The following is a 26,062-nucleotide window of genomic DNA, read 5'->3' on the forward strand; positions in this document are numbered from 1 at the left end:
CTGGTCACGACCGTGTGAGTTCGGCGATCAGCCCCGCATGTTGCGGATAAAGCTGTGACAATGCTTCCCGCTCCGCCATTTCAAAATCTGCAAAATCGAAGCCGGGGGCAACTGTGCAGCCTACTAAGGCGTACGAGCTTCCATTAGCCGGTCTGGAACCGAACCACGCACCAGCCGGTACTACTGCCTGAAATGTCTCCCCATTATCCGGGTTATTTCCTAATCTGATCACATTCAATCCGCCCGATCCTAGGTCAATCACAAAAACTTCTAATGCATCCCCGGCATAGAAATGCCACATTTCATCGGCCTGAATGCGATGAAATGCAGAGAAGTTATGCGACTCAAGCAGGAAGTATATACCTGTAGAAAATGCCCTGTCACCCGAAAAGCGCTCAGGTAATGCGCGATGCGCGATAGTTTCGGCTGCACGGTAAGTTTCGGCGTAATAGCCCCCTTCGGGATGCGGAAGAAGATTATATTTCTCAATCCAGTAAGATGCAGGTTTCATAGACCGTCGTTTAATATAACTGCAAAGTAGTCGGCAAAACGTGATTTAAGCCGCTTGCTCATTCTTTTTTGATAACCATATCATTTTGATTAGTTTTGATCATTATTAATCACTAATAATCATTTTTGATCAATGGCAAATTCCCGAGTAAAGATCGCGTCCGAAGAAGTGCTTTCCAATAACTGGTATACGCTGCGCAAGTATACATTTGACTACCAACGCGCCGACGGCTCCTGGGAGCGCCAGGCACGCGAAGCCTACGACCGCGGCAATGGCGCCGTGATCCTTCTTTACAGCAAAGAAAAGCAGACCGTCGTGCTGACAAGGCAATTTCGCCTACCGACTTATACCAATGGCAATACAACCGGCATGATGATCGAGGCCTGCGCCGGGTTGCTCGATAAGGACAAACCCGAAGAATGCATTAAACGGGAAACGGAAGAGGAAACAGGCTATAAAGTGAGCGCGGTGAAAAAAATTTTCGAAGCCTACATGTCGCCTGGTTCGGTGACTGAAATTCTCCATTTCTTCGTAGCGGAATATTCCGATGAAATGAAAGTGAGTGATGGTGGAGGATGTGCTACCGAACAGGAGAATATCGAAGTGATGGAAATACCTTTTGCGAAAGCAAGTCAAATGGTCGCCAGCGGCGAGATAAACGATGCCAAAACCATTATGCTGATCCAATATGCTCAAATCAACGGTTTACTGATTCAATAAAAAACCGGAGAACATCCAGTATTGATATTCTCCGGCCTCGCCTATATTGAATTTCAGGAAATCGGGTCCGGCGTGGGTGTAATATCCGTTTCAGTGGAAGCGGTGCCCTTGCTACCCTTGAATTTTTCGAACAAATCTTTAAAAAATGATTCTGCATCCGGGAAATTGCCTTTCAGAGTCTCGGCGCCCTTTGTTTTAAGTTCCTCGAAATACTCAGGAGCTTTATCGATGGCCCCTTCCGCTTCGGCTTTCAGGCTGTTGGCCTTTGTTTTAAGGTCTTCCAGAAGCTTCTCTCCTTCCTCTGTCTGAAGGTATTTGTGTGCTGCCACTCCCGCGGCGGCGCCCAAAATGAATGTGGCCAGGTGTTTTGCGTTAATGCTCATGATTTCCAGTTACTTAGTTTGAGATTTAATAATTCAATTTAAAGAAACTAATGCTCCCAACAAAAGAACGGATTGACAAATCGGGATGCCTCACACTGAAAAAAATTGTGCCCGGCAACAGACTCGCCGGGCACCTGACAGGGATGTTTAAGCGTGAAACGGCCTATTTGATCTCAAATGCAGCCTGCATACGGTAACTGATTTTGATTTTTTGATATTGCACATCACTATCCTGGACGGTATCGGCCGCCTCTGCAGCAAATGCCCGTACGTTTGCCTTGGCAAATACAGGTTGAGGGAAATACAGGTTTTCATCCAGCTCTTTGATTTCTAGCACCTTACCTAATTTTTGATCGAGTGACGCCACCAAATATTCGGCTTTCACTTTCGCCGCTTTCAATGCATCGATTTTTACCTGTTTTTTGAATTCTTCTCTTTTAGAATGATCGACACGTGAAACATTTGCATACTGCACGCCACGGCTTTCCACCTTCGATAAAATACCGTCCAGCTTCTCGGGACTGGAAACTTTCAGCTCATATTGCTTGGCTTCGAGGAAAGTTGCAGGCTTTTTCTTCTTGTCCACATAATTCTGATAACCTCCGACCCCACTGATCGATAATGCTTCTTTGGGCAGGCCTGCATCGGCTATTGCTTTGATCAACTGCTTTTCCAGCGTTGTGATATTGACCTTGTCTTTCTGGCTTTTCTCATCCTGGAAAAATTCGCGGAGCGATATGTTGAAATAAATTTCGTCGGGCACAACTTCCATTTCGGCAAACCCTGCCACCTCTATGTTGGGTACCTGGTACAACTGTTCTGTCTTAACTTGTGAGAATGCAGGGGTCAGCATTGATGAAGTGATAAGAGCGCCGAGCAAAAAAAACTTTTTCATGGCTTTACAAATGGATAAAAATGAAACTGATTAATAAACTGTTCGTGGTTTAGATACAAAAAGGTATCAAAAGGTTTAATTAGAAATCGCGCGCAATGTCACCCCTGCCTACCGACCGGGCAAATAAAAAGTGGAAGAATGATCTAAAAAGCTGTCATTCTTCCACTTAATGATAGGGTAAAATTTTGTCAGATCAGGTAAAATTCTGGTAAATAGAGTCCATAATCCTGACGAAGTGTTGGTAATCGGAGTCACTGAGACTTCCCCAGCCTTTACGGCGGATATCGGCCACAATCGGGAACGCCTGGTTGTAAATAACTTCGCCGTTTTTCGTGAGAAACAGATTGAATTTCCGGCGGTCTCCTGCTGCCGGACCACGTTCGACCAATCCTTTCCTTTCAAGCAAATCGATGATCCGTGTCACTGTCGGAGGATCCTTAAAGGTCATTTCTGCCAGCTCATTCTGGCTGATGCCCTGCTTTCTGAAAATATGGTCGATAAGCACCCATTGATCTACCGTGAGGTCAAAACCGGCCTCAGTCAGTTGCTTTTGCAAAGCATTCCGAATCTTTTTAATAGTCGTATCTATCTTAAAAAAATAGGCACGATGATCCGAGTGATGTGTCATGATGTGGAAGTGGAGTAGAGGTTTGGAATCAATTGAGTATTATCAGATATAAGCCCGTGCAACAATTCGTCTACTAATAATTGTAAGGAAAAGTTTGACGATTTTATGTTTCCGCCTCAGGCCGCGCTGGCGGTGAATAACGGCAATGAGTAAGATGATATGTGCACTTACTTTCCCCTTCATGAACAACCCTGTCATCTCCATCATTACAGCTACCTACAATCGGAGCAATATCCTGGGTTTCAGCATCCGGTCTGTATTGAATCAAAGCTATCAGGATTGGGAGTTGATCGTTGTCGGGGACTGTTGTACGGATGATACGGAATTGGTGGTAAATGATTTTCAGGATCCCAGAATAACGTTTATCAACCTGAAAGAGAATTTTGGCGAACAGTCGGGCCCCAACAATGTCGGCCTGAAACAGGCCAAAGGCGATGTTATCGCTTTCCTGAACCACGATGATCTATGGTTTCCCGATCATCTTGAATATTCTCTTTCAGTCCTCCGGTCGTCGCAGGCCGACCTGGTCGTTGCCAGCGGATTTATTGACCATCACCAGGAGCACCATGAGTTCTATCTGAGCGGAATACTCTCCGAAAAGTACGGTTATCACCCCTCCCGCACTTTTGTTCCGGCAAGTAACTGGCTTTTCAAGCGAGAGCTCATCCGTGACGTAGGCTTTTGGCGACCAGCGAAAGAAATTTATCTTGCCCCATCACATGATTGGCTGAAACGAGTTTATGAAGCCGCAAAACGCATTGAACCCACCAGGCATTTTACGGTGATCGCGCTCCCTTCCAGCTCGCGTAAAAACGCGTACAAGGATCGGATGTCGTTCGATAGCCAGCATTATTTTGATGAACTTCTCCATAACCCCCGATTTCGGGAACAACTCGCTATCAAGTACTTATATAATTCCTTTGAAAAAAACTTCTACGATGAAAAAACCTATTGCTTTCGTTTTTTCACTAAGAGAATAAAGACCGCATTTATCAAACTGGGGTTTAATACGATCGAATTTAGCTATTGGAGAACTTATGGAAAAGGCGGTTGGCTCGCAAACTTCCGCCAGAAAAGAGGACTCAATTAACTCAACTTAACCTCAATAGAACAATGGTACAAACCGAAAAATGGAGTATCGACGGCGCGATTAAAGACGCCAAAAGTATCACCGCACAATGGAATCCCTCTAATCTGGCCCTGATCGAGGGCGTTAAAGTGAAGGAGGTTAAAAACGTGGTCAAAAACAATGGCTTCCTGACCGAAATCTTTCGGCAGGATTGGGAGCTCGATAACCTCACTGTTGACCAGATTTTCCAGGTTTCACTGCTTCCCGGAGGCATATCGGCATGGCACGCGCACGAGGTTACCACAGATCGGATTTTTGTGAATACAGGTTTGATCAAAGTAGTTTTGTATGATGCACGCCCAGAATCTTCCACTTATGGCCAAATCAACGAATTTCGCTGTGGCACTGTGAGGCCCATGCTCATTATCGTTCCTCCACGTGTATGGCATGGCGTACAGAATTTCACCAACGAACACGCCGCATTGTTAAATATTGTCGATCGGGCATATCAATATGAGGATCCGGACCACTGGAGAATACCGGTCGACTCTCCCGAAGTCCCATACACATTCTCCTGATCCATACCCGAAACAGGCCACACATTGGAAAACATCAACCCCGATTCTTTTGAGCGTTCCGTCTTTTCGGGCATCAGGTGGAATCTGATCATTTCCTTTGGCGGACAACTAAGCAGCATTGGCTTTACTCTATTGCTAAGCCGGATGCTAGGCCCCGACGATTTTGGGTTGTTGGCTGCCGCCATGGCGCTTACAGGCCTGATCGAGACCTTTGGCACGCTGGGAAGCGCTTCTGCGCTCACCCAGCGTGCCGTCGTCACAGACCGCTTTTATTCGGCAGTGCTCGTCGTAACATCGCTGCTTGCGACGTTAATGATGCTTGCTATTGGATTTTCCTCCTCGTTTCTTGCTTCGTTTTATAACAAACCCCAGTTGCGGGATGTATTCCTATTGCTGATGTGGTCCATTCCCTTTCAGGCAATTGAGACATTCCCGCTTTCTGAATTGCAAAGACGTCTGGCTTTCGATAAGATCGCATTTACCAACATATTAAGTATTGTAGTTTCCGGAGTAATTGCTGTATGGCTGGCGTACAGCGGACATGGCTGGATAGCACTGGGAGCGAGGTTGTTGCTAGTGCAAAGCATCCGCACGATTACATTATGCGCCTATGCATGGCCGAAGTTCAAATTTCGTCCTGCCTTGAGCGAAATAAAAGAGCTCCTGCGTTTCGGGCTTCCACAATCGCTATCACAGTTCTTGTTGGTCTTCGGCAGGAAAATAGACGATATCCTCATTGGGAAATGGATGGGGACCAGCGCATTGGGGATATATAGTCTGGCTTATAGTCTCTACGTCTGGCCTGTTTCTAATATCAAAGGCAGAATTTCCCAGGTTATTTTTGCGGCGTTTTCCAAGATCCAGGCGGACAGAGCCGCTATGGGTAACTTTTATCTGAAAACGGTATCGCTCGCAACATTGATCGGTTTTCCTGCGATTGTCGGTTTTTCGGCAATATGCGATCTTGCAGTTCCCGTTTTGATGGGTGATAAATGGCTACAAGCAATTCCTATATTGAGAATCCTGGGTTTTGCCTCATTATTTGAGGTTTGTGTCTTTCCGGGAGCAATTTACCAGGCAATCGGCCAGACCAAATCATACCTAAAAATCATCCTCATCACCCGAATGATTACTGCCATGGGTATCCTGTTTGCATTGCTTGCGGGATATGGAATCGATGGGGTAGCCACAAGCATCGTCGCAACGAGCCTGTTAAGCTTTCTTATCTACAATCATTTTGTGAAGAAAATCATTTTGGTAGGACACTTTGTCCTCATCCGGATTATTCTAAAGAACAGCATTCCCAGCGTTGCAATGCTTGCCTTGATTTTGATGGTTCGATACTTCGTAAATGGCCATCTCACCCCACTGGCAGAACTTGCCTTGTCAGTCTTCATCGGTGCAGCGTCCTATTGGTTATTGATGAAAAGATATCACCCCGAAATTTTGGCCACCAAAGGTTTTTAATAAAAAATGCCGGCAAGATTTCTCTTACCGGCACCTTCCTTTAAAAAGTTAATACTAAGCCGAGTTGCGGGCCGCGTTAATAATACCGAACATCGCCCTGATAATAAGCTGATTATATGTTTCAACATCTACCGGCAAGTCCTTTGGGTCACCGGCGAGCATTTGCAATGCGTATTGCTGAATGGTAATCAGCGGCAACACGATGCGCTCGCGGGTCTTAATGGACACCTTAGTGACATTGTTGCTGTCCAGGAGTTCTTTCTGACCGGATACTTCGAGCAGCAATTCCCGTGTGAGCAGGAATTCGTCATACATTTTATCCCAGAATTCGCGGTAGTCCTCTTCCTCGCGCAGGTATTTGGTCGCCGGGAAAAATGCCTTCGACAGCGATTGCATCGAATTTTCGATCAGCGTACGGAAGAAAAGAGATTTCTGATAGAGCTTTTTAATATCATCGACCTTGTTTTGCTTTACAAGTTCTTGTATGGCCGTTCCAAAGCCATAAAAGCCCGGTACATTCTGCTTCATCTGCGCCCATGAACCTACAAACGGGATCGCGCGCAGGTCTTCGAATTTCAAACCTTCGTCGTCATTACCCCGTTTGGTCGGACGGCTTCCGATATTCGTTTGTCCGTAAAAACGCAGCGGTGTCTTTTTATCCAGGTATTTGACAAACTTCGGATGGTTTTTCAGGTCCAGGTAGGAATTGTAGGCAATTTCTGCCATTTCCTCAATCAGGTCTTTATCATCCTCTGTCAACTCATCATTACGATGACCTTTGAAAAGGTGGTTTTCCAATCCGGCTGTGAATAACCTTTCCAGATTGTACATGGCCGTAGTAACAGTGCCGTAGTTGGAACTGATCGTCTGCCCTTGCACGGTCAGCTGGATCTCTTTGTCCTCGATGTCCTTGCCGAGCGAGGAATAGAAATTATGGTTATTGCCACCGCCACGCGCAGGAGGTCCCCCACGACCATCGAAAAATGTGACTTTAATGCCAAATTCACGCGAAACCTTGGTCAATTCCTCTTTGGCTCGGTAGATAGACCAGTTGGCGCGCAAGTAGCCGCCGTCTTTAGTTCCATCCGAGAAACCCACCATGATCGTCTGGTGGTTTTCGCGATTGGTCAAATGGTTGCGGTAATACTCATTTTCATACAGCGAGCGCATAATGTCGGGGGCATTCGCAAGATCATCCACCGTTTCAAACAGAGGCACTACATCGACTGCCATTTTACCCTCATCGTCCGCAATCAGGTTTTTGGCAAGTGCCAACACCTCCATCACATTCAGTGCTGAAGTATTATTACTGATCACATATCGGTGTGCGCCTTTTTCGCCATTCTTTTCCTGAATCGTTTTAATAGCCCTTATCGATCCGAGAATGTCCTTCGTTAGCTCATCCTCATAGTCTGTGTCGCGAAGTGGTATATTCAACGAGAGGAGCAGATCGATTTTCTTAGCCTCATCCCAGCTCTGATAGTCACTGTATTTCAGAAGTGGGACCTTCTTTTCCAACCTCCTCAAAATATCTTCCCAAGCCTTGCCATGCTTACGGCTGTCCTGACGAATATCCAGGCTTGCAAAGAAGAACCCGAAGAGGTTCAGTTTCAGGATAAAGTTATCCAGCAACTCCACAAAAAGTCCCTGATGCTTGTTAACCAGCACCTCTCGTGCTTTAAGCAATTCGTCGATCAGCTCCTGTGCATTTTCGTAACCTTCTTCAAATGGCCCGAAAATGGTGCTGTTCATTTTCTTTTCAGCCAGCGAAATGGCATCGTCCACACCTTTGAAGGTAAGGCGGCGTTTCAATTGGCGGATATCGCGGTAATAGCCGCGCAAAAGCGTTTCACGCAAGCGGTCAGCTACTTTCAATGTGATTTCAGGGTTCACAAACGGGTTACCGTCCCTGTCGCCGCCCGGCCAGAAGCCCAGCCGGAACACATTTGGGTAAGGCCAGTCATGCACGCTCATTCCCAGGCCATTGATCAGTTTTTCGAGAATGGATGGGATGGCATCATAATATACATTTTCAAGGAACCAGCACAGGCTCACGGCCTCGTCGAACGGTGTAGGCTTTTCATGATTAATGAAAGCCGTCTTACCGAGCTGTAACAACAGCTGATTAACCTCTGTAAAATCGTTTTCCTTGATCGCGTCTTCCAGATCGTTGATAATCCCGAGTACCTTCCCCGAATAGAACTGGGTCGGATGGGCTGTCAGCACAATGCGAACGCTGAAATCTTCCAGCTTGGCGAGTAACTTCTTTTTCAGTTCGTCATTTTCCAACCGCTCTGTCAGGTAGTTTACCGAGCCTTTGCCCGTCAGGTCATGAGTCTCGTCAAATGCGGCATCCTCTACGGAATCAAACAGTACAACCTGCCGTTCGATGTATTGGATAAATGCAAAAAGCAAATCCGCACGTTCCTTGGGGGTAGCTGTTTCCAGCAGCTCAGAAAAAAAATGCTCGATGATTTCTTTGGGAGATTTACCTTCCTGAAAGCCGATTTCGCTTTGCTGAGTTAGTATTGGAAGTAATGAGCCGGTTTGAAAGATACCGCGGTAAGGCAGGCTCAGAAACAGGCTATTGAAAATATTATACTTCGTTACAACTGCGTCCTGGAAACTATTATTCATAATGGAGTGACGAAATTATATTTTGGAATTTGCACTAAAGGCAAATATAACTTTAAAAATCGGTTTCAGGCCTTGGGATGGGCTTGTTGATGTGTTTTTTTAAGCTTTTCGATGGAGTTATGGGTGTATATCTGCGTGGCCGCCAGATTGGCATGGCCGAGCAACTCTTTGATCGCATTCAGATCGGCCCCACGGTTGAGCAGGTGCGTCGCGTAGGTATGCCTTAGCACGTGCGGGCTCTTTTGGGAAAGCGTAGTCACGGCAGTAAGATATTGCTTTACCTTACGCTGCACAAATACATGGTAAATGGCTTTATTTGAGTCCGTTAAAAGCAAAATGTCAGTAACTTCCTCTGGCGCACGCTGTTCTATATATTTTTGAAGCAGTTGTGCCAAAGATGTGGAAACCGGCACGATCCGCTCTTTCGACCGCTTTCCAAAAACCCGGATTGTCCGCGCAGCCAAGTTAAGGTCTTTCACTTCCAGTTCCACCAACTCCGAAAGCCGGATCCCACTTCCATACAGCAGCTCCATAATCACCCGGTCGCGCAAGCCTTCGAAATCGTCCGAAAACACGCCTTCCTCGAACAGCATTTCCATGGATTTTTCTTCCACAAAAGCTGGCAGTTTCTTACGTGTTTTTAAAGCCGTGAGGATCTTCGTGGGATCGCTGTCAATGTGCTTTTTCTTCCTTAAGTATCCATAAAAAGTCCGAAGAGCAGCGATTTTTCTGTTAATAGACGATGGATTAAGCCCTTCTTCCATCAGGCTCACCACCCACGAGCGCAACATCGGCGCCTTGGCCGTTTCAGGTTCCGCGCATTCGTATTGAAAAAGAAGATATTTCTGAAACTGGTCGAGATCGGTCTGGTACGACTTGATGGTATGCGCGCTGGAGCGCTTTTCGAACTGCAGAAATTCCAAAAATGGCTTTATCATAAGCCGAACATACGAAAAGGAGCTATCTTAATCAAGATAGCTCCTTTTCGTATGGTATGGATACAATAATCCTATAGAAGTCTTTCAGAGAACCATTCCACCAGGAACTAGTCTTCTAAATGACCGTAAGTTTTTTCCTTGTAAACTGCACGCAAAACTTCGAAACGACGCTTTACAGATGGCTTTTCAAAAGCAGTACGCGCACGAAGCTGGCGCATTGTACCAGTTCTTTCAAATTTTTTCTTGTAACGCTTAAGAGCGCGGTCAATCGATTCGTTGTCTTTGATGTTAATAATAAGCATGCTTATAATTTCTAATGTTCTTTGAATTGGTTTCTGAAATCGGACTGCAAAGAAAAACTATATTCAACAGAAAATCAAGAAATAAGTCGTTAAAATTCGGTTATTTTTGTATCCATTGCATTGAAACGAAAGTCATTAACAGATTAAACAGCCCGATATGAGTTCGAGACTGGGAATAATTGATTTAGGCACCAACACTTTTCACCTGCTCATCGCCGAGCCGAACGGCGCTCATTTCAAGACGATTTTCCACGAAAGCAGGCCGGCGAGGATCGGGCTGGGTGGCATCAACAAGCGCATCATCACACCCGAAGCGCAGGATCGCGCGCTGACAGTGCTCTCCTATTTCCGCGAAAAGCTCGATTCTTTTGAAGTCATGCCCGAAAAGACATTCGCTTTCGGCACAAGCGCGGTGCGCAATGCAGAAAACCGGCATGAATTCTGTTCTGAAATCCTGCAGAAAACCAATATTGAAGTCACCGTCATCGACGGCAACCGTGAGGCCGAGTACATTTATCAGGGTGTCCGCCACGGTGCTAACATTGGTGACGAACCTTCGCTGATCATGGACATAGGCGGAGGCAGCGTCGAATTCATCATCGGCAATCATTCACAAATCTTCTGGAAACAGAGCTTTGAGATCGGTGGGCAGCGGTTGATGGAGAAATTCATGCGGAACGATCCACTATCCCAAGCCGACCGTCGCAGTCTTTATAACCATTTTGATGAAAACCTCATTCCACTGGCCAATGCGGTTCACCAGTATGCACCCGGAAAGCTGGTAGGATCGTCGGGCACATTTGATACTTTGGTCGATGTTGACTTTCATTACCGGACCAACGGTTGGCCGCCCTCACATCTCACCGATTTCGATATCCCGCTGGAAGAGTTCTATCGCGCCTATGCCCTGATCCTGTCGGGCAACCACGACGAGCGTATGGCCATTCCCGGCATGATCGAATTGCGGGTCGATATGATTGTCGTCGCTGTATGCCTGATCGACTACGTCCTTAAAACACATGGTATACGTGAGATCCAGGTTTCCAAATATGCCCTCAAAGAAGGCGTACTCGCCGAACTCATGGCCCGTTAATATCCCTGCCTCTGATTTATTCATTTAATACTTTACCCACAACCAAACCAAACTCTATGAGATTGATGCGTTACCTTCTCCTCGCGGCGCTGGCATTCGTGTATATGCACGACGCGCAGGCACAACGAAAGAAAAAAAAAGAAAAGCAGGAAGATGTCAAAATCGACAAAGCCGTGGACGCAGTGGCGTCGGCAGTGAAAGACAAACTGAAAGATGACAAAAAGAAGGGACCGAAAGCATTCAAGGACCTGATCGACAGTACCAATGCCGTGAGCCAGAAAGGCATGATTTCGGTGCATAAAGTGGACGATAAATGGTATTTCGAAATCCCGGATTCGCTATTGAACCGCGACATTATGGCCGTTACCCGTTATTCCAAGACAGCGGCGGGCGGCGGGATTTTTGGCGGCGAGGAAGTAAACCGTCAGCTGATCCGTTGGGAAAAAGGCCTGGATAACAATCTGTTGCTACGCTCAGTGACCATCGTAGTCACCAGCCCTGACAGCACCAAACCGATATTCCAGGCTGTTAAGAACTCCAATTCCGACCCGATTATTGGCGTTTTTGATATTAAAGCAGCGAAAAAAGAGCCGTCGAAATCCTCGGTCATCGATGTAACGGACTATTTCAATGCCGACAATCAGGTTTTCTCGTTGAGCTCAGTCAGTAAGCAACTTTTGAAACTGGCCACATTTAAAAAAGAAGCTTCGTTTATTGAAAAAATTAGCTCCTTTCCAATAAATACGGAAATACGATCGGTAAAAACCTTCGCGGTAACGCCGCAGCTACTCACACCGACACCCGTTCCTTCCATCGGGCAATATCTGCCTTCCGGTCTTGACGCCGGTGTGGTCACTTTTGAAATGAACACCTCGCTGATCCTGCTGCCAAAGACGCCGATGAAAAAGCGGATCTTCGACAGTCGCGTGGGTTATTTTGCCAACCAATACGCCACATTCGGTGAAGAATCGCAGCGCTCCGACACCGAGGTTTTTGCGGTTAGATGGCGCCTCGAGCCTAAAAATGCGGAAGACGCCCGCAAGCAGCAAAACGGTGAATTGATCGAGCCCAAGAAGCCTATCGTTTATTACATCGATCCCGCAACTCCTGAAAAATGGCGCAAATACCTGAAACTCGGTGTCGATGACTGGCAGGTTGCCTTCGAAAAAGCGGGCTGGAAAAATGCCATCCGTGGTGAATACTGGCCGGAAAATGACACGACGATGAGCCTTGAAGATGCGCGCTACTCGGTAATCCGCTATTTCGCGGCCGATATCCAGAACGCTTACGGGCCTAACGTGCATGATCCCCGCAGCGGCGAGATTTTGGAAAGTCACATTGGCTGGTATCACAACGTAATGCGGCTTTTGCGCAACTGGTACATTATCCAGGCAGCAGCCGTCGACCCAAAAGCCCGAGGGAAGAAGTTTGACGATGAATTGATGGGACAGCTCGTGCGTTTCGTATCATCCCACGAGATCGGACATACGCTGGGCCTTCGCCACAATATGGGCGCAAGCTCAGCAACGCCGGTCGAAAAATTGCGCGACAAAGCCTGGGTGGAAGAACATGGCCACACCTCCTCGATCATGGATTATGCCCGTTTCAATTATGTAGCCCAACCCGAAGATGGCATTACCAACCTTTTTCCGCGCATTGGCGATTACGACAAATGGGCTATTCAGTGGGGTTACAGCAATTTCCCCGACAAGGATGCAAAGGCTGAAAAGCTGGTCCTGAACGAGCTGACCAAAGAGGCCTACAAAGACGACCGCCTGCACTTTGGAACGGAAATCAGCCCGTACGATCCCCGTTACCAAACGGAAGACCTGAGCGACAATGCAATGAAGGCCTCGGAATATGGCATCAAAAACCTGAAACGCATTATCCCAAACCTGATCGAATGGAGCAAAGAGGATGGTGAAAGTTATAAGGAGCTGGATGAGATTTATGGCAATGTGGTGACACAGTATCGCCGATACCTCGGACACGTGATCAAAAACGTGGGCGGCATTTACGACACTCCAACCACCTACGATATGGAAGGCCCGACCTTCACCACTGTTCCGAAAGTTACCCAAAAAAAAGCCGTCGACTTCCTGAACACGCAACTTTTTAAAACGCCGACCTGGCTCCTCGACCAGAATATCCTGAACAAGGTGAAGCCCGAAACGGGCGTGGAGGCCATTAAGGCATTACATGAATATGCAATAACTGCTCTCTTCGCAGGTGACCGTGCTGTACGTTTGATGGAAACAGGGGTTTCGGCCAAATATTACTCTCTCGACGACCTCTTTACTGATCTCGAAGCAGGGATTTGGTCGGAAACTAAAACCGGCAAAACGATCGATCTATACCGCAGAAACCTGCAAAAAGTGTATGCTGAAAAGTTGATCAGCCTGCTGAAACCTGGCCGGGCGAATGTTCAGTCAATACCGGTCGGCATTACCTATGGTTTCTCAACACGATCGGTAGAGCTCGAAAAAACCGACCTGCCGTCCATTGCACGTGCACATTTGGAAAGTTTGAAGACGTCGCTAACAGCAGCGATCGCTAAAAGCACCGACAAAAACACCCGCTACCATTTGCAAGATGTATCTCAGCGCATTAAGCAAGCGCTTGATCCAAAATAATGTTGTTCAAATCTGGCAGGTCTCAGGGCTTGCCAGATTGCTTTTAGCTCCGTATAACATGTCAGAACTGATTCAAAAACTTCGCGAGTATTGCACATCAGCGCCTATTATCCGGAACGACAAACCATATCGGAATCTGGACTTTACCGCCAATAATACGGATTTGCTTAAACGCGACCTTTTCGAAACACGCGATTTTACAGCCTATGTTTTTGAAGAGCTATTATCGGGGAACACTTACAATGGAATCGGAGGATACGGTGAAGACCGCGTTATTTATAGACATCGGAAACATTTCACTGCCAATGCCGAAAAGCCCCGAAGCATCCACCTGGGTGTTGACCTATGGACCGATGCCGGCACCGCGCTTTATGCTCCGCTGGACGCAACTGTTCACAGTTTTGCATTCAATGATCATTACGGTGATTACGGGCCTACCATTATTCTTGTCCATGAAATAGCCGGAGTAACGTTTTTCACGCTCTACGGCCACTTGTCTTTGGACTCGCTATCGGGGCTATATAACGGCCAACACATCGGGCAAGGTGAACGCTTCGCCTCCATCGGCCCCTATCCCGAGAATGGCGACTGGCCGCCGCATCTGCATTTTCAGGTTATCCGGGATATGGGAAATTATATAGGTGATTTCCCGGGCGTTTGTAACGTCGCTGACCGGGATTATTATCTGAATTTGTGCCCCGATCCGGCGTTGCTATTGCGGGTTAAATCTTGAATTGCGCATATATCAATTTTATGCGCATACTCATAGCATGAAACTCATCTGAACTTTATGAAAGAAGATTACGGTCCTGGCTTATATGAGGGTGCAGCAGCCCGGCAGATCACTATTTCGCAGATTATTGAAGACCACCTCAAAACAATCGCGGCAACGGAAGGGCGCAAACATAATATCCCTCGAAGTAATAGATCAAATGGCCCCGCCAGTGGGCATCAGGGAGGCCCTTTTTGACTAAATCTTCCTGCACCTAGGCGCGTTTTTCCAAATTCGGTAAAAACCCTGTCAGCAATCCAATCAGCGGCAAAAAAGAGCAAATCCAGAATACATATTCGATACTGGTCTTGTCAGCCAATGTCCCTAGAATCGCAGAACCGATACCGGCTATCCCGAACGCAAAACCGAAGAAAAGACCCGCGATCATGCCCACTTTTCCTGGAATCAGTTCTTGCGCGTACACTAAAATTGCCGAGAATGCGGAGGACAAAATCAGACCGATAATGCAGCTCAAAACACCCGTCCAGAAAAGATCAACGTAAGGCAGCAGCAATGCGAATGGCGCCGCGCCGAGGATTGAAATCCAGATCACATATTTCCGCCCGATGCGATCACCAACCGGCCCGCCGACAAACGTCCCTGCCGCTACCGCGAAGAGAAAAGCAAACAGATAAATCTGTGAGCTTTGTATGGATACGCCAAATTTATCGATCAGATAAAAGGTGAAATAGCTCGAAATGCTAGCCATATAAATGTATTTCGAGAAAATGAGCAGCAGCAGAATGCCAATCGATACCACCACTTTGGATTTCGAGAACGGCGCTTCCGCTTTGACAGAAGTCGCTGCTTTCCTGACGACGTTGGTCAGGTTTTGCTTATACCAGCCTCCTACCCACGAAAGAATGATGATTGCCAACAATGCTACCAGTGAAAACCAGATCACCTGAAAGCGACCATATGGCAACAGGATCAACGCGGCCAGCAATGGTCCTAGCGAACTACCCGCATTACCACCCACCTGAAAAAGCGACTGGGCCATGCCATGCTTGCCCCCTGACGCCATCCGCGCAACGCGGGAAGCTTCCGGATGGAATACCGCCGAACCAATGCCGATCAAACCCACCGAGAGCAGCACAATGTGGAAGCTATCTGCCATGGACAACGACACGAGCCCCAGCAACGTAAAACACATTCCTACCGCCAAAGCATAAGGCTGTGGTCTTTTATCGGTAAACGAGCCTACAAGTGGCTGAAAAACAGAAGCGCTTATCTGGAACGTAAACGTAATCAGGCCGATTTGAGAAAAGCTGAGATGAAATGAATCTTTCACCATCGGGTAAATCGATGGAATAAGTGACTGCATCGTGTCATTCAGCAAGTGGGAAAAACTCAGCGCCAGAAGGATCGGAAAGACTGTCTGGGAAGCCGGAACTGCAGTTGTCGATTCAGCGGAGGAACTTTGATCAAAACTTTTCATAGGCATTCAAAATGTCCCCAACTTACATAAACTGCAAGCTGGGGCTCAAAAAAGAATGACAAAGGTATTGGTTTTGGCCTGGATAATGGCCAAAAACCAAAGAAAATTCTATCTGCGATGAATGGTGGTCGCGGCCGACTGCGCTCCGGCCAGAATCGTGATATCGGCAATGGTAACGCGGTCAGGCGCATTAACTGCGTAAAGAATCGCATCGGCAACATCCCCGGCTTGCAATGGGTCGAAACCCTGGTACACTTTGTCCGCTCTTTCTTCATCCCCTTTGAAGCGAACGAGGGAAAATTCAGTTTCCACCGCGCCTGGTGCCACATTGGTCGTTTTGATGCCATGCTGGGTCAGTTCCAGGCGCATTCCTTCACTGATCACTTCAACGGCCGCCTTAGAAGCACAATAAACTACGCCGTTAGCGTAGGTTTGCTTTCCTGCGATCGAACTAATATTCACAATATGTCCTTTCCCGCGTTCTAAAAGTAGCGGGATAATAGCTTTTGAAACGTACAGGAGCCCTTTTACGTTGCCATCCATCATTGCATCCCAATCGTCGGTGTCACCTTCATCCAGCGAGCCGAGACCGTGGGCATTGCCCGCGTTGTTGACGAGAATATCAATGTTTTTCCAATCGTCGGGCAATGCTCCAACCGCCGCCAGAACAGCGCCCTTATCCCGGACGTCGAACAGCAACGTGGTGACTTTCACTTTTGACGATAATGCTTCCGCCACTTCGTCGAGACGGTCCTGGCGGCGGCCACATAAAATGAGGTCAATACCGACCCCGGCAAATGCTTCTGCTGTGGCCTTACCTATACCGGATGTGGCTCCGGTAATAAATGCAATACGGGACATTGAGTTGGATGGTGTGGAGTGACTTTATTTTTTGTTCTTAGGAATATTCAGGCTGCTAAACTGCCCTTTTTCCAACTGCGCCGCCTGATTGAAAAGCTGCACCGCCTGTTGGTAAACATTGTCCGTAGGATTGAGCACCTGGAATACCTCGTTATTCAGGCCGTTTTTCTGCTTTCTACCCCATACATAACGACCGATGATCGCCTTGGTCTGCGAAGTAATGAGCGATTTGGAAAGGTTCAGCTCTTTCTCATTCGGCTTGATACCAGCTTTCGAAGCATCTTTCACAAGCTCTGCAATCATGGCATCTGAGACCTGGAATGATTTCAGATATTCTTTGAACACCTGCTTTTCGAGGCGTTTCTGATTTTCATTGGCATACCGCAGCGCATATTCGCGGATGATATTTTTGGAATACAGTTCAAAGAGGTATTTACTATTCATTAAAGTGTCTTTCGAAACGAATATATCCGGCGTAATACCACCGCCACCATATACGATACGGCCACCATCGGTTTTGTAAATTTTACTCTTATCAAATTTGATGCTGTCGACATTGAAAAGTTCGCCGCTTTCGTAGCGGTGGGTCAAATCCTGGCTGTAATCTTCGCCTTTGCCCAATTCGTAGGGCTTCTGAATGCTACGACCGCTTGGCGTGTAATAGCGCGAAATTGTTAAACGCAATTCAGAGCCATCCGAAAGCTTGATCGGCATTTGTACAAGACCTTTACCGTAGGATCTTCTTCCCACTACCAATGCGCGGTCGTGGTCCTGCAATGCGCCTGCCAGGATTTCGGAAGCAGAGGCGCTGCCTTCATCCACCAATACGATCAGCGGCCCCTGTTCGAACAAACCATCCACATGCGACCGTGTTTTACGATCGAAGCGGCTGTCTTTGCCTTCGGTGTAAACCAGCAATTTATCTCCTGCAATAAACTCGTCAGCCATGCTGGTAGCACGCTCCATATAGCCGCCCGGATTGCCGCGCAAATCCAGGATAAGGTTTTTTAAACCATTAGCTTTCAATGTTTTCAATGCTGATTTGAATTCGTCGAAAGTAGTCTCAGAAAAACGGCTTACTTTGATATACCCTATTTCATCATCCACCATATATGACGCATCTACCGAATAGGTCGGAATGCGATCGCGGACTACTGCAAAGTTCATTTTCTCATTTAAACCAACCCTTTCGATCGCCAAATCAACTTTCGTACCCCGTTTGCCGCGCAGCAGCTTGTAAACTTGCGCATTGGTGACGCCCGGGCCGGAAAGATTTTCTTTATTAACCGATATAATGCGGTCACCGCTCTGAATACCCGCGGTTTCCGATGGGCCTCCGCTCAATGGCGTTACCACATAAACCGTATCATTGTAGATATTAAATTCGACCCCGATGCCATCAAAACCAGATTCGAGCTGTGACCTGGCCGCCGTCGCTTCCTCTGCGTTGAAATAGGCTGTATGAGGGTCAAGTTTTTCGAGCATTTTGGAAATTGAGAAATCCACCAGTTCGTCGGTATTCACCGAATCCACATAATTGTTTTCCACCAGCATTAACACCTCCCTGAACTTTCCATACCCCTTAGCCACGTCGGAGAGCTTTTTCCCGCCGCTAAAAAAGGTACTTCCCAGCAGCATCCCCGCCGCAAGCGTGATCGCGATGATAATAGGCAAACGAACTACGGATCTTGAGTTCTGGATCGGGGGCTGGGGTCTTTCTGAGTTCATACCTGTAAAAATTAGGAGTATGCTGGCGTCACGTTGGAGAAACGGATATTTCCCCAACGTGAATTAAATAATTTTGGTTGCCTAATGCAAATGAATGCAGGCTGTTAACATACCAACAGCACGAATTACTAGATGAATGCTTTCAGGGACTCGGGATTGCGCATGGTATCGATATTAATGCATTTCGCTGGATCTTGTCCCATAAGGATACGTTTCATCGGTGCCTCCATCTTTTTACCGTTGATTGTATACGGAATATCACCTACCTGTTCGATCGTGTCGGGCACGTGGCGTGGGCTGTATTGAGTGCGTAAAGTATCTTTGATCTGCCTTTTGAGCTCCTCCGTCAATTCCTTATCTTTTACCAAGACGACAAAAAGTGAGATCGTACCCTCTCCATTCGATTTTTCGAGATAAACCGCGAGGCTGTCCTTCACATCCGGAATGCTTTCTACGGCCCGGTATATTTCGGCAGTACCAATGCGGACGCCGCCCCTGTTCAAGGTAGCATCGGAACGACCATAAATGATGACCGATTTCCTGTCCGTGATCCTAATCCAGTCACCGTGCCGCCATACGTGCGGGTACATTTCGAAGTAGCTGGATATATATTTTTCGTCGTGATCGTCATTCCAGAAATAGATGGGCATCGAGGGCATCGGCTGTGTGATCACCATTTCCCCCATCTCATTCAGCACTGGTTTACCGTTTTCATCAAAAGCCTCGATCCTGGCACCTAACATCCTGCATTGAATCTCCCCCGCATACACGGGCAGGATCGGGCAACCGCCTACGAACGCGCTGCACACGTCGGTGCCCCCGCTGAGCGAGATCAACCACACATCTTTCTTAACGTGTTTATAAATCCATTCGAATGCGTCTGGCGGCAGTGGGGAGCCTGTCGAACCGATTGTTTCGAGATGGCCCAGCCGCTCTGAAGTTATGCTGACGCCACTTTTCATGGAGGCAATAAAAAAGGCAGCGCCGCTTCCGAAATGCGTAATGCGGGCCTTCTCGGCCAATGTCCAGAGGACTTGCGATGACGGATAAGCTGGTGCACCATCGTACATGACCAACGTGGCCCCGCAAAGCAATGAGCTTAATGCATAATTCCACATCATCCAGCCGGTTGTCGAATACCAGAAGTACCGGTCGCCCGGCTTTACATTCTGATGAAGCACCAGTGCCTTCAAATGTTCGATTAGGCAACCGCCGACACTGTGCGTGATGGCTTTCGGCTTAGCCGTGGTACCCGACGAATAGAGAATCCAGATCGGATGGTCGAAGGGTACCGGCTCGAAATCGATACCGAAATTTTCGAAATGCAGAATGTCATCCCACGAAGTAAAGCGGTCGGGGCGGGTCTCCGAGAATATATTGCTGATTAGGACCGTGTCTTTCACGCTGGGAAGCGCTGCGGAGAGCTCACCGGCGAAAGAGGTGATGTCGTAGCTTTTGCCATTGTACACATAGCCATCGACCGTGAACAATACCTTTGGCTCAATTTGCGAGAAGCGCTCGGTAATGGCGGGTTTTCCGAAATCAGGTGAACAAGATGACCACACAGCGCCTACCGCGCTAGTAGCCAGAAATGCTACTACTGCCTCGGGAATATTCGGCAACACTGCCGCGACCCGATCACCAGGCTTCACACCTCGCTGTTTCAGCCAGGTGGAAACTGCAGCCACTTGCATTTCGAGCGTTTCCCACGAAATTTCCGTCAGTTCGGATCTTTCCGATTGAAAGAGGATCGCCGGGCGGTCTTTTGTTTTGTTCCTGAAAATATGTTCAGCATAGTTCAGCTTGGAGCGGGTGAACCAGCGCGTGCCAATGAAACCGCTGATGGGCCTTTGAAGCACTTCCAGGTATAAATCATGCGATTTGATATTGAAATAGTTCCAAAGACTTTCCCAAAAATCTTCCAGGTCAGTCACCGACCATTCCCAAAGATCATGATACGATCGGAAATAGAGCCCCTTTTTGACGAACAGCCAGTCCATATACTTTTTGAGATTGGACTGCTCGAATAGGGTCCTTCCCGGTTTCCACAAAGGCTGAACCTGCGTCTCAACTGACATAATGAACTTGTTAATGAAGGTTTAGTTAGGTAAAAACAGGCTGTCAGACCGGATTTCACCGATAGAACTTATAAACGTTTCCGTATCATTTTTGACATAAACACTTTCAAAAATATTTACTCAAAAAATTCCCGTATCTTTGCAGGCTAAATTTTGTATAATACAAGTACTCTGACCATCAGATACGTTGGCCAACCAGTTTTAGTGGCAATTCAAACCATATTGTGCGAACTAAGGCACTAATCGGTTACAAGGTAAATTTGTAAGAGGAAATAAATCCAGTAGTGATACTGCATTCCTAATGAGAAACAGAAACGATTCCAGAGGCGGCAACAGTGCCCGTCCATCAGCCGGAGGCTCCAAAAGCGGAGGCGGCTACTTCAAACGCACAAAACCGGAGACCGAAAGCCGGTTCAGCAAACCAAGCATCAAAAAATCCAGCCTGAAATTTTCAGCCTCTGCCGAAAGCAAAGGCCAGAAAGCACGTCCTAATTTCGACCACGAGAAACCCAGAGAAGATCGCCCGCGCTTCGATAAGCCGAGCTTCGGTAAGCCGGGCTTCGACAAGCCACGTTTCGACAAACCGGGCTCCGGTAAGCCGGATTTCAAAAAATACGGTTCTGACAAAAGTGGATCTGGCAACGAACGTTCATTCCGTCGTGAAGGCGGTTCTTCTGAACGTAGTTTTAAAAAGGATTTTGCTAAAAGCGACTCCCGCCCCGGTGACAGAAAACCATTTGGCGACCGTTCTGAAAAGCCTCGTTTTGAACAAAACGACCGCAATCGTGAGTCAAAACCCCGATTTGATAGAGATAACGACGAACGTGAGTTCCGACCCCGTCCGGAAAGAGACGATCGCGAATTCAAGCCGAGAGGTGACAGAAATGAGGGTGCGCGTGAGTTCAAGCCACGCACCGAAAGAGAGAGTAGCGACCGCGAGTTCAAGCCAAGAAGTGACAGAAATGAGGGTGCGCGTGAGTTCAAGCCACGCACCGAAAGAGATAGTAGCGATCGCGAATTCAAGCCGAGAGGTGACAGAAATGAGGGTGCGCGTGAGTTCAAGCCGCGCACTGAAAGAGATAGTAGCGACCGCGAGTTCAAGCCAAGAGTTGAGAGAAGCGAGGGTGGACGGGAGTTTAAGCCACGTTCAGAAAGAGACAATGGCGAGCGTCCCGTACGTTCATTCGACCGGAACTCTGAAAGACCTGCGTTTAAAAAAAAAGACGATAGAGAAGAGCCCGCCGACAAGCCACTCCGTTCACGGTTTCAGGACGACGAGCAAGAAAGCCGTAGTGGCTTGGAAAGACGAGTAGGCCGCTATGAGACTGCTCCTCGTTACAATTTGGATTACTATGAGCAGAAAAAGAAATCGCCCAAACAGAAGGATAAGGAGGAAAGCGACGAGATCCGTCTCAACCGATACATCGCGAATGCGGGAATTTGCTCCCGCCGTGAGGCCGACGATCTGATTTCTTCGGGCCAGATTTCGGTAAATGGCAAGACCATCACCGAAATGGGTTATAAGGTGAGGCCAACCGACGTGGTGAAATACGGCAAGAAGGCATTGAACCCGGAGAAAATGGTGTATATTCTGATCAACAAACCGAAGGATTACATCACCACCACCGACGATCCTGAAGAGCGCAAAACCGTCCTCGATCTGATCGCTGGCGCATGTTCGGAGCGCGTATACCCGGTAGGCCGCCTCGACCGCAATACAACTGGCTTGTTGTTACTTACAAATGATGGTGAATTAGCTGAAAAGCTGACACACCCGTCAAGCGGTATCAAGAAGATTTATCAGGCAGAACTGGACAAGCCCATTGCTACCGAAGATTTCGAAACCTTGCAACATGGTGTTGAATTGGAGGACGGCTTTATCCGCCCCGACGAAGTGGGTATCGTAACGCCGGACGCATTCGTTGTAGGTCTTGAAATCCATAGCGGCCGCAATCGTATCGTTCGCCGGATGTTCGAGCATTTGGGATATGAAGTTCAGAAGCTCGACCGCACAGTTTTTGCAGGTTTGAATAAGAAAGACCTGCCTCGCGGCAAATGGCGCTTCCTGAGTGAGAAAGAGGTAATCAAATTGAAGTTTATGCTTTAATAGCATGCATTATACAAGAAGGGCTGCGATGGTGATCATCACAGCCCTTTATTTATGCGTTTTGATTGAATTACAATCTGAATCCGAATGAGTAGATATCGTAAGGAGCATCGGGGTAAAGCCCTTCAAACTGCACCATCGATTCTTCCTTACCGGCGATGGCCGCTTCAAATTCCTTCACCGTCTTCACCGCCTTACCATTCACTTTGGTAATAATGAAACCTTCTTCCACCTGCGAGCGAGCAAATTTGCCGCCGTCGATCGACAATACTTTCACACCACCATCGATTTTGTAACGCGATAGTCTTTGCTTTTCCTGATCCGTCAGATTACCAAACTGCGCGCCTAGCGAACTCATTACAGCTGCTGATTCGTCACGTTTGATGATCTCTGAACCACCTGTCCGGTTGCGCAACGTAATGCTCAGGTCTTTTTCTTTACCGTCGCGATTCACAGTAAGATTCACTTTATCGCCAGGTTTGTGCAAGCCGATAGACTGCTGCAATTCAGGGATCGAATGAATGTTGGCACCATCTACTTTTACGATTACATCACCTTTGCTCACGCCGCCTGCTTTTGCAGCGCTATTTTCGGTGAAGTCACGGACATAAACGCCGTCATTTACCTTCACACCGTATTCTTCGGCTTTTCTGCTGTCTAGGTCATCCAGGGAAATACCCAGGTAACCGCGTTGTACATTACCAAATTTGATCAGATCGCTCGACACTTTTTTCACGATGCTCGAAGGCACTGCAAATGCATAACCTGCAAAACTACCCGTTGGGCTGGCGATCGCGGTATTGATTCCGATCAGCTCGCCTTTGAGATTCACCAATGCACCACCACTGTTTCCAGGATTCACAACGGCGTCAGTCTGGATAAATGATTCCAACGGCGAATCGCCTGGGGCAGAAGAAGTTGGCTGCATTTGGTTTCGACGTGATTGACCGATAATGCCTAATCCACGGCCTTTTGCACTCACAATACCGGCTGTTACAGTAGATTCGAGGTTGAAAGGGTTACCCACGGCGACTACCCATTCTCCTACTTTCACAGCATCTGAATTACCCAGCGTTACCGCAGGCAAATCTTTTCCGTCGATCTTAATCACCGCAATGTCGGTAGAAGGATCTGTACCGATCACTTTCGCGCGGAATTTGCTTTTATTATGTAAAGTCACTTCCAACTCCTGCGCACCTTCCACCACGTGGTTATTGGTAACGATATAGCCATCATTGGAAATAATCACGCCTGAACCGGTCGCCTCCGATTGCTGCGGGCCGCGCTGACCTCCGAAATCATCTCCGAAAAAGTCACGAAAAATATCGGGAATTTGCTGCTGCCCACGGGACGCTTGCCTTGTACTGGTGGATTTAATGTGGACAACGGTCGGTGTAGTGGCCTCGGCTGCATAAACGAAATCACCCGGAGCACCCGCAGGGGCACCTGCCGATGTGAAGCGCGCTATATTTTCAGAAGCCGCTTCTTTAAAAATTACATCTTTATCATTATCAGGAGCCAGGAGTTTGAGGCCAGCTATGGTTGACGCACTTGAAATCAACCCAACCAACACCAAACCTTTCCAATTTGTTTTCATAGACATATGTTGGGGTTATATTTTTATAGACAAATAACGTAAATCGATTAACAAATTATTCCCGTCGTAGATTCGTTTAACATCTTTTAACAAAGATATTCTATTTAGGAATTTACTAAAATATCCTGCCAGGGGATTATCAAAAGGCATCCATAAAAAAGGCGCTATCCTTACGAATAACGCCCATCATTTGGATTCGTCCGACTATGCGATCTCGATTAGACGCGCAGGTTTTTCTTTCGCTTCCTCACGCTTTGGCAGTGCAATGCTTAGGATGCCGTCGGCATAGTTTGCTTGGATTTTTTCGCCATCCACGGTGTTGGGCAAAGTGAAGGTTCTTTGGAAAGAAGTGTATTTAAATTCTTTCCTGGTGTATTTCTCATTGTTCTCTTCTTCCTTCTGCTCTTTCTCCGCCGAAATGGTCAGTTGATTTTTCTCGAGGTTGAGTTTAAAGTCAGATTTTTGAAGACCGGGAGCTGCTACTTCAATGCGGAAGCCTTCTTTACTTTCAACCACATTCACAGCTGGTACGGTGCCTGCGAAAGCAGGGTTGTTATACTCGTGGAATAGATCCTTACCAAAAAATCCGTTCAAATAAGATGGACCTGCGAAATGTTTGACTAATGTGCTCATTGTTATAAGGTTTTGTTGTTCTAAGATTTCAGATTTTTAACCCCTTGCGGTTATGCCCTTATATAACAACTACCGTTCCGAGCCAGAAAAGGACGAAATTTATCAGACAGAATGGCCGTTTTTGCAACTTTTATTTAAAAACACAGACAAAATGGCCGTTTTCTATCTTATAAAATGACAAAAACACAGTTAGCTCATTGGGTAGCCAATGAGCGCGCATTTATCAGTATGGAGTGTTATTTCAATTCAAGAATTGCACAAGCCTGCTCCGATGCGGATTGTTCGGCTTTCTTTTTGGTAAAACCATTTCCTACGGCGAAAGGCTCGTCGTTAACGAGTATTTGGGAAATAAATTCGCGGTGATGGCGGGTGCCCCGCTCTTCGAGTATTTCGAAGCGTATCTCCTTGCCTTCGCGCTGCGCCCATTCGATGATAAGGCTTTTGAAGTTCACATTGTTCTGGATAATATTGTCCAGATCGTAATGCGTGATCAGTTTGCTGATAATGAAGGTTCGCGTGAAGCGGAAACCTTTGTCCAGGTAAATAGCTCCTACAAACGCTTCGAGCGCATCGCCGTACATAGACGAGCGGGGAGACATGCCGCGACGGTTGCCGTCATATTCGATCAGCCGATCAAGACCAAGTTTTCGCGAAATCTGGTTCAGAGATTCACGGTTTACAATCCGAGAGCGAATTTCGGTCAGGAATCCTTCGTCCTTATAGGGATATTTAGTAAAAAGAAATTCAGCTACCACCATACCGAGTACCGCATCGCCCAGGTATTCCAAACGCTCGTTCGATTCCCTGAAACCCTTGATAGCAGTCTCGCGAGAGGCGGATGTATGCCTGAAAGCCAGCTGATAAACGCCCAGATTAGAAGGCTTGTCGCCTATTACATGCGCAATCGACTCCTTAAATTTTTTGTCCTCAGCACTTCCGGTCCTGAAAAGGGAAAGTATCGGTATAAGAATTCGCTTTGCCAATGGTAGAGAAT

At 47.3% G+C, this 26,062-nt stretch carries 23 protein-coding genes; 9 read left to right on the plus strand and 14 right to left on the minus strand.

Going from position 1 to position 26,062, the window contains the following annotated elements:
* Positions 1 to 4: 4 nt before the first annotated feature.
* A complete protein-coding gene (locus LZD49_RS18935) occupies positions 5 to 511 on the minus strand; it encodes a cupin domain-containing protein (RefSeq protein ID WP_234669140.1) in 507 nt (168 codons plus the stop codon).
* 132 nt (positions 512 to 643) lie between these two features.
* Between LZD49_RS18935 and nudK the strand changes: the two genes are divergently transcribed.
* Positions 644 to 1,231: a GDP-mannose pyrophosphatase NudK gene (nudK, locus tag LZD49_RS18940; protein ID WP_234669141.1), complete on the plus strand. Its 588-nt coding sequence runs from the start codon at positions 644 to 646 to the stop codon at positions 1,229 to 1,231.
* Positions 1,232 to 1,284: 53 nt separating this feature from the next.
* On the opposite strand, the gene LZD49_RS18945 is transcribed toward nudK, so the two are convergent.
* The 3 genes from LZD49_RS18945 to LZD49_RS18955 form a co-directional block, all read right to left on the minus strand.
* Positions 1,285 to 1,614 carry a YtxH domain-containing protein gene (locus LZD49_RS18945; protein WP_234669142.1) on the minus strand — a complete coding sequence of 110 codons (330 nt, stop codon included), beginning with the start codon at positions 1,612 to 1,614 and terminating at the stop codon, positions 1,285 to 1,287.
* Between the two features lie 163 nt (positions 1,615 to 1,777).
* Complete coding sequence (locus LZD49_RS18950; RefSeq protein ID WP_234669143.1) at positions 1,778 to 2,509, minus strand: SIMPL domain-containing protein; 732 nt, start codon at positions 2,507 to 2,509, stop codon at positions 1,778 to 1,780.
* 193 nt (positions 2,510 to 2,702) lie between these two features.
* A complete protein-coding gene (locus LZD49_RS18955; RefSeq protein ID WP_234669144.1) occupies positions 2,703 to 3,137 on the minus strand; it encodes a MarR family winged helix-turn-helix transcriptional regulator in 435 nt (144 codons plus the stop codon).
* A gap of 181 nt (positions 3,138 to 3,318) precedes the next feature.
* On the opposite strand from LZD49_RS18955, the gene LZD49_RS18960 reads away from it, so the two are divergent.
* The 3 genes from LZD49_RS18960 to LZD49_RS18970 are packed head-to-tail and all read left to right on the plus strand — an operon-like array spanning position 3,319 to position 6,251.
* On the plus strand, positions 3,319 to 4,227 hold the full coding sequence (locus LZD49_RS18960; protein ID WP_234669145.1) for a glycosyltransferase family 2 protein: 909 nt from the start codon (positions 3,319 to 3,321) through the stop codon (positions 4,225 to 4,227).
* A 23-nt stretch (positions 4,228 to 4,250) separates the two neighbouring features.
* Entirely contained in the window at positions 4,251 to 4,784 is a 534-nt protein-coding gene (locus LZD49_RS18965) for a dTDP-4-dehydrorhamnose 3,5-epimerase family protein (protein WP_234669146.1), read from the plus strand.
* A gap of 24 nt (positions 4,785 to 4,808) precedes the next feature.
* Entirely contained in the window at positions 4,809 to 6,251 is a 1,443-nt protein-coding gene (locus tag LZD49_RS18970) for a lipopolysaccharide biosynthesis protein (protein WP_234669147.1), read from the plus strand.
* Positions 6,252 to 6,305: 54 nt separating this feature from the next.
* On the opposite strand, the gene LZD49_RS18975 is transcribed toward LZD49_RS18970, so the two are convergent.
* The 3 genes from LZD49_RS18975 to rpsU form a co-directional block, all read right to left on the minus strand.
* Entirely contained in the window at positions 6,306 to 8,888 is a 2,583-nt protein-coding gene (locus LZD49_RS18975) for a phosphoenolpyruvate carboxylase (RefSeq protein WP_234669148.1), read from the minus strand.
* Between the two features lie 65 nt (positions 8,889 to 8,953).
* Positions 8,954 to 9,826, minus strand: a complete 873-nt coding sequence (locus LZD49_RS18980; RefSeq protein WP_234669149.1) for a tyrosine-type recombinase/integrase — start codon at positions 9,824 to 9,826, stop codon at positions 8,954 to 8,956.
* A 107-nt stretch (positions 9,827 to 9,933) separates the two neighbouring features.
* Positions 9,934 to 10,128: a 30S ribosomal protein S21 gene (gene rpsU, locus LZD49_RS18985; RefSeq protein WP_090154901.1), complete on the minus strand. Its 195-nt coding sequence runs from the start codon at positions 10,126 to 10,128 to the stop codon at positions 9,934 to 9,936.
* Between the two features lie 157 nt (positions 10,129 to 10,285).
* Between rpsU and LZD49_RS18990 the strand changes: the two genes are divergently transcribed.
* The 4 genes from LZD49_RS18990 to LZD49_RS19005 all read left to right on the plus strand — a co-directional run bounded on the left by LZD49_RS18990 (position 10,286) and on the right by LZD49_RS19005 (position 14,824).
* Positions 10,286 to 11,221 carry a phosphatase gene (locus LZD49_RS18990; RefSeq protein WP_234669150.1) on the plus strand — a complete coding sequence of 312 codons (936 nt, stop codon included), beginning with the start codon at positions 10,286 to 10,288 and terminating at the stop codon, positions 11,219 to 11,221.
* A 65-nt stretch (positions 11,222 to 11,286) separates the two neighbouring features.
* Positions 11,287 to 13,854, plus strand: coding sequence for a zinc-dependent metalloprotease (locus tag LZD49_RS18995; protein WP_234669151.1), 2,568 nt, complete (start codon positions 11,287 to 11,289; stop codon positions 13,852 to 13,854).
* 58 nt (positions 13,855 to 13,912) lie between these two features.
* Complete coding sequence (locus tag LZD49_RS19000; protein ID WP_234669152.1) at positions 13,913 to 14,587, plus strand: peptidoglycan DD-metalloendopeptidase family protein; 675 nt, start codon at positions 13,913 to 13,915, stop codon at positions 14,585 to 14,587.
* Positions 14,588 to 14,644: 57 nt separating this feature from the next.
* A complete protein-coding gene (locus LZD49_RS19005; protein ID WP_234669153.1) occupies positions 14,645 to 14,824 on the plus strand; it encodes a hypothetical protein in 180 nt (59 codons plus the stop codon).
* Between the two features lie 16 nt (positions 14,825 to 14,840).
* On the opposite strand, the gene LZD49_RS19010 is transcribed toward LZD49_RS19005, so the two are convergent.
* The 4 genes from LZD49_RS19010 to LZD49_RS19025 all read right to left on the minus strand — a co-directional run bounded on the left by LZD49_RS19010 (position 14,841) and on the right by LZD49_RS19025 (position 20,731).
* Positions 14,841 to 16,064, minus strand: coding sequence for an MFS transporter (locus tag LZD49_RS19010; protein WP_234669154.1), 1,224 nt, complete (start codon positions 16,062 to 16,064; stop codon positions 14,841 to 14,843).
* A gap of 108 nt (positions 16,065 to 16,172) precedes the next feature.
* Positions 16,173 to 16,925, minus strand: a complete 753-nt coding sequence (locus LZD49_RS19015) for an SDR family NAD(P)-dependent oxidoreductase (RefSeq protein WP_234669155.1) — start codon at positions 16,923 to 16,925, stop codon at positions 16,173 to 16,175.
* 24 nt (positions 16,926 to 16,949) lie between these two features.
* On the minus strand, positions 16,950 to 18,653 hold the full coding sequence (locus LZD49_RS19020) for a S41 family peptidase (RefSeq protein WP_234669156.1): 1,704 nt from the start codon (positions 18,651 to 18,653) through the stop codon (positions 16,950 to 16,952).
* A gap of 128 nt (positions 18,654 to 18,781) precedes the next feature.
* Complete coding sequence (locus tag LZD49_RS19025) at positions 18,782 to 20,731, minus strand: acetoacetate--CoA ligase (RefSeq protein ID WP_234669157.1); 1,950 nt, start codon at positions 20,729 to 20,731, stop codon at positions 18,782 to 18,784.
* Between the two features lie 301 nt (positions 20,732 to 21,032).
* On the opposite strand from LZD49_RS19025, the gene LZD49_RS19030 reads away from it, so the two are divergent.
* Positions 21,033 to 22,838, plus strand: coding sequence for a pseudouridine synthase (locus LZD49_RS19030; RefSeq protein ID WP_234669158.1), 1,806 nt, complete (start codon positions 21,033 to 21,035; stop codon positions 22,836 to 22,838).
* A gap of 70 nt (positions 22,839 to 22,908) precedes the next feature.
* Here LZD49_RS19030 and LZD49_RS19035 read toward each other — a convergent pair whose 3' ends face one another.
* The 3 genes from LZD49_RS19035 to rnc form a co-directional block, all read right to left on the minus strand.
* Positions 22,909 to 24,435: a Do family serine endopeptidase gene (locus tag LZD49_RS19035; protein ID WP_234669159.1), complete on the minus strand. Its 1,527-nt coding sequence runs from the start codon at positions 24,433 to 24,435 to the stop codon at positions 22,909 to 22,911.
* A 204-nt stretch (positions 24,436 to 24,639) separates the two neighbouring features.
* Positions 24,640 to 25,068 carry an Hsp20/alpha crystallin family protein gene (locus LZD49_RS19040; protein WP_234669160.1) on the minus strand — a complete coding sequence of 143 codons (429 nt, stop codon included), beginning with the start codon at positions 25,066 to 25,068 and terminating at the stop codon, positions 24,640 to 24,642.
* A gap of 236 nt (positions 25,069 to 25,304) precedes the next feature.
* The gene (gene rnc / locus LZD49_RS19045; protein WP_234669161.1) at positions 25,305 to 26,051 is read right to left on the minus strand and encodes a ribonuclease III; all 747 of its coding nucleotides are present in this window, start codon (positions 26,049 to 26,051) and stop codon (positions 25,305 to 25,307) included.
* Positions 26,052 to 26,062: the final 11 nt, after the last annotated feature.

It is taken from the genome of Dyadobacter sp. CY261 (genome assembly GCF_021440085.1).
Taxonomy (GTDB): domain Bacteria; phylum Bacteroidota; class Bacteroidia; order Cytophagales; family Spirosomataceae; genus Dyadobacter.

Excerpts from the sequence above, each read along its gene's own strand:
- LZD49_RS19035 (WP_234669159.1), bottom strand. The coding sequence starts at position 24,435 with ATGAAAACAAATTGGAAAGGTTTGGTGTTGGTTGGGTTGATTTCAAGT.
- LZD49_RS18945 (WP_234669142.1), bottom strand. The coding sequence starts at position 1,614 with ATGAGCATTAACGCAAAACACCTGGCCACATTCATTTTGGGCGCCGCC.
- LZD49_RS19040 (WP_234669160.1), bottom strand. The coding sequence starts at position 25,068 with ATGAGCACATTAGTCAAACATTTCGCAGGTCCATCTTATTTGAACGGA.
- nudK (WP_234669141.1), top strand. The coding sequence starts at position 644 with ATGGCAAATTCCCGAGTAAAGATCGCGTCCGAAGAAGTGCTTTCCAAT.
- LZD49_RS19030 (WP_234669158.1), top strand. The coding sequence starts at position 21,033 with ATGAGAAACAGAAACGATTCCAGAGGCGGCAACAGTGCCCGTCCATCA.
- LZD49_RS18965 (WP_234669146.1), top strand. The coding sequence starts at position 4,251 with ATGGTACAAACCGAAAAATGGAGTATCGACGGCGCGATTAAAGACGCC.
- LZD49_RS19015 (WP_234669155.1), bottom strand. The coding sequence starts at position 16,925 with ATGTCCCGTATTGCATTTATTACCGGAGCCACATCCGGTATAGGTAAG.
- LZD49_RS19020 (WP_234669156.1), bottom strand. The coding sequence starts at position 18,653 with ATGAACTCAGAAAGACCCCAGCCCCCGATCCAGAACTCAAGATCCGTA.
- LZD49_RS18975 (WP_234669148.1), bottom strand. The coding sequence starts at position 8,888 with ATGAATAATAGTTTCCAGGACGCAGTTGTAACGAAGTATAATATTTTC.
- LZD49_RS18935 (WP_234669140.1), bottom strand. The coding sequence starts at position 511 with ATGAAACCTGCATCTTACTGGATTGAGAAATATAATCTTCTTCCGCAT.
- LZD49_RS19000 (WP_234669152.1), top strand. The coding sequence starts at position 13,913 with ATGTCAGAACTGATTCAAAAACTTCGCGAGTATTGCACATCAGCGCCT.
- LZD49_RS18960 (WP_234669145.1), top strand. The coding sequence starts at position 3,319 with ATGAACAACCCTGTCATCTCCATCATTACAGCTACCTACAATCGGAGC.
- LZD49_RS19005 (WP_234669153.1), top strand. The coding sequence starts at position 14,645 with ATGAAAGAAGATTACGGTCCTGGCTTATATGAGGGTGCAGCAGCCCGG.
- LZD49_RS18980 (WP_234669149.1), bottom strand. The coding sequence starts at position 9,826 with ATGATAAAGCCATTTTTGGAATTTCTGCAGTTCGAAAAGCGCTCCAGC.
- LZD49_RS18995 (WP_234669151.1), top strand. The coding sequence starts at position 11,287 with ATGCGTTACCTTCTCCTCGCGGCGCTGGCATTCGTGTATATGCACGAC.
- LZD49_RS18950 (WP_234669143.1), bottom strand. The coding sequence starts at position 2,509 with ATGAAAAAGTTTTTTTTGCTCGGCGCTCTTATCACTTCATCAATGCTG.
- LZD49_RS19025 (WP_234669157.1), bottom strand. The coding sequence starts at position 20,731 with ATGTCAGTTGAGACGCAGGTTCAGCCTTTGTGGAAACCGGGAAGGACC.
- LZD49_RS19010 (WP_234669154.1), bottom strand. The coding sequence starts at position 16,064 with ATGAAAAGTTTTGATCAAAGTTCCTCCGCTGAATCGACAACTGCAGTT.
- LZD49_RS18990 (WP_234669150.1), top strand. The coding sequence starts at position 10,286 with ATGAGTTCGAGACTGGGAATAATTGATTTAGGCACCAACACTTTTCAC.
- rpsU (WP_090154901.1), bottom strand. The coding sequence starts at position 10,128 with ATGCTTATTATTAACATCAAAGACAACGAATCGATTGACCGCGCTCTT.
- LZD49_RS18955 (WP_234669144.1), bottom strand. The coding sequence starts at position 3,137 with ATGACACATCACTCGGATCATCGTGCCTATTTTTTTAAGATAGATACG.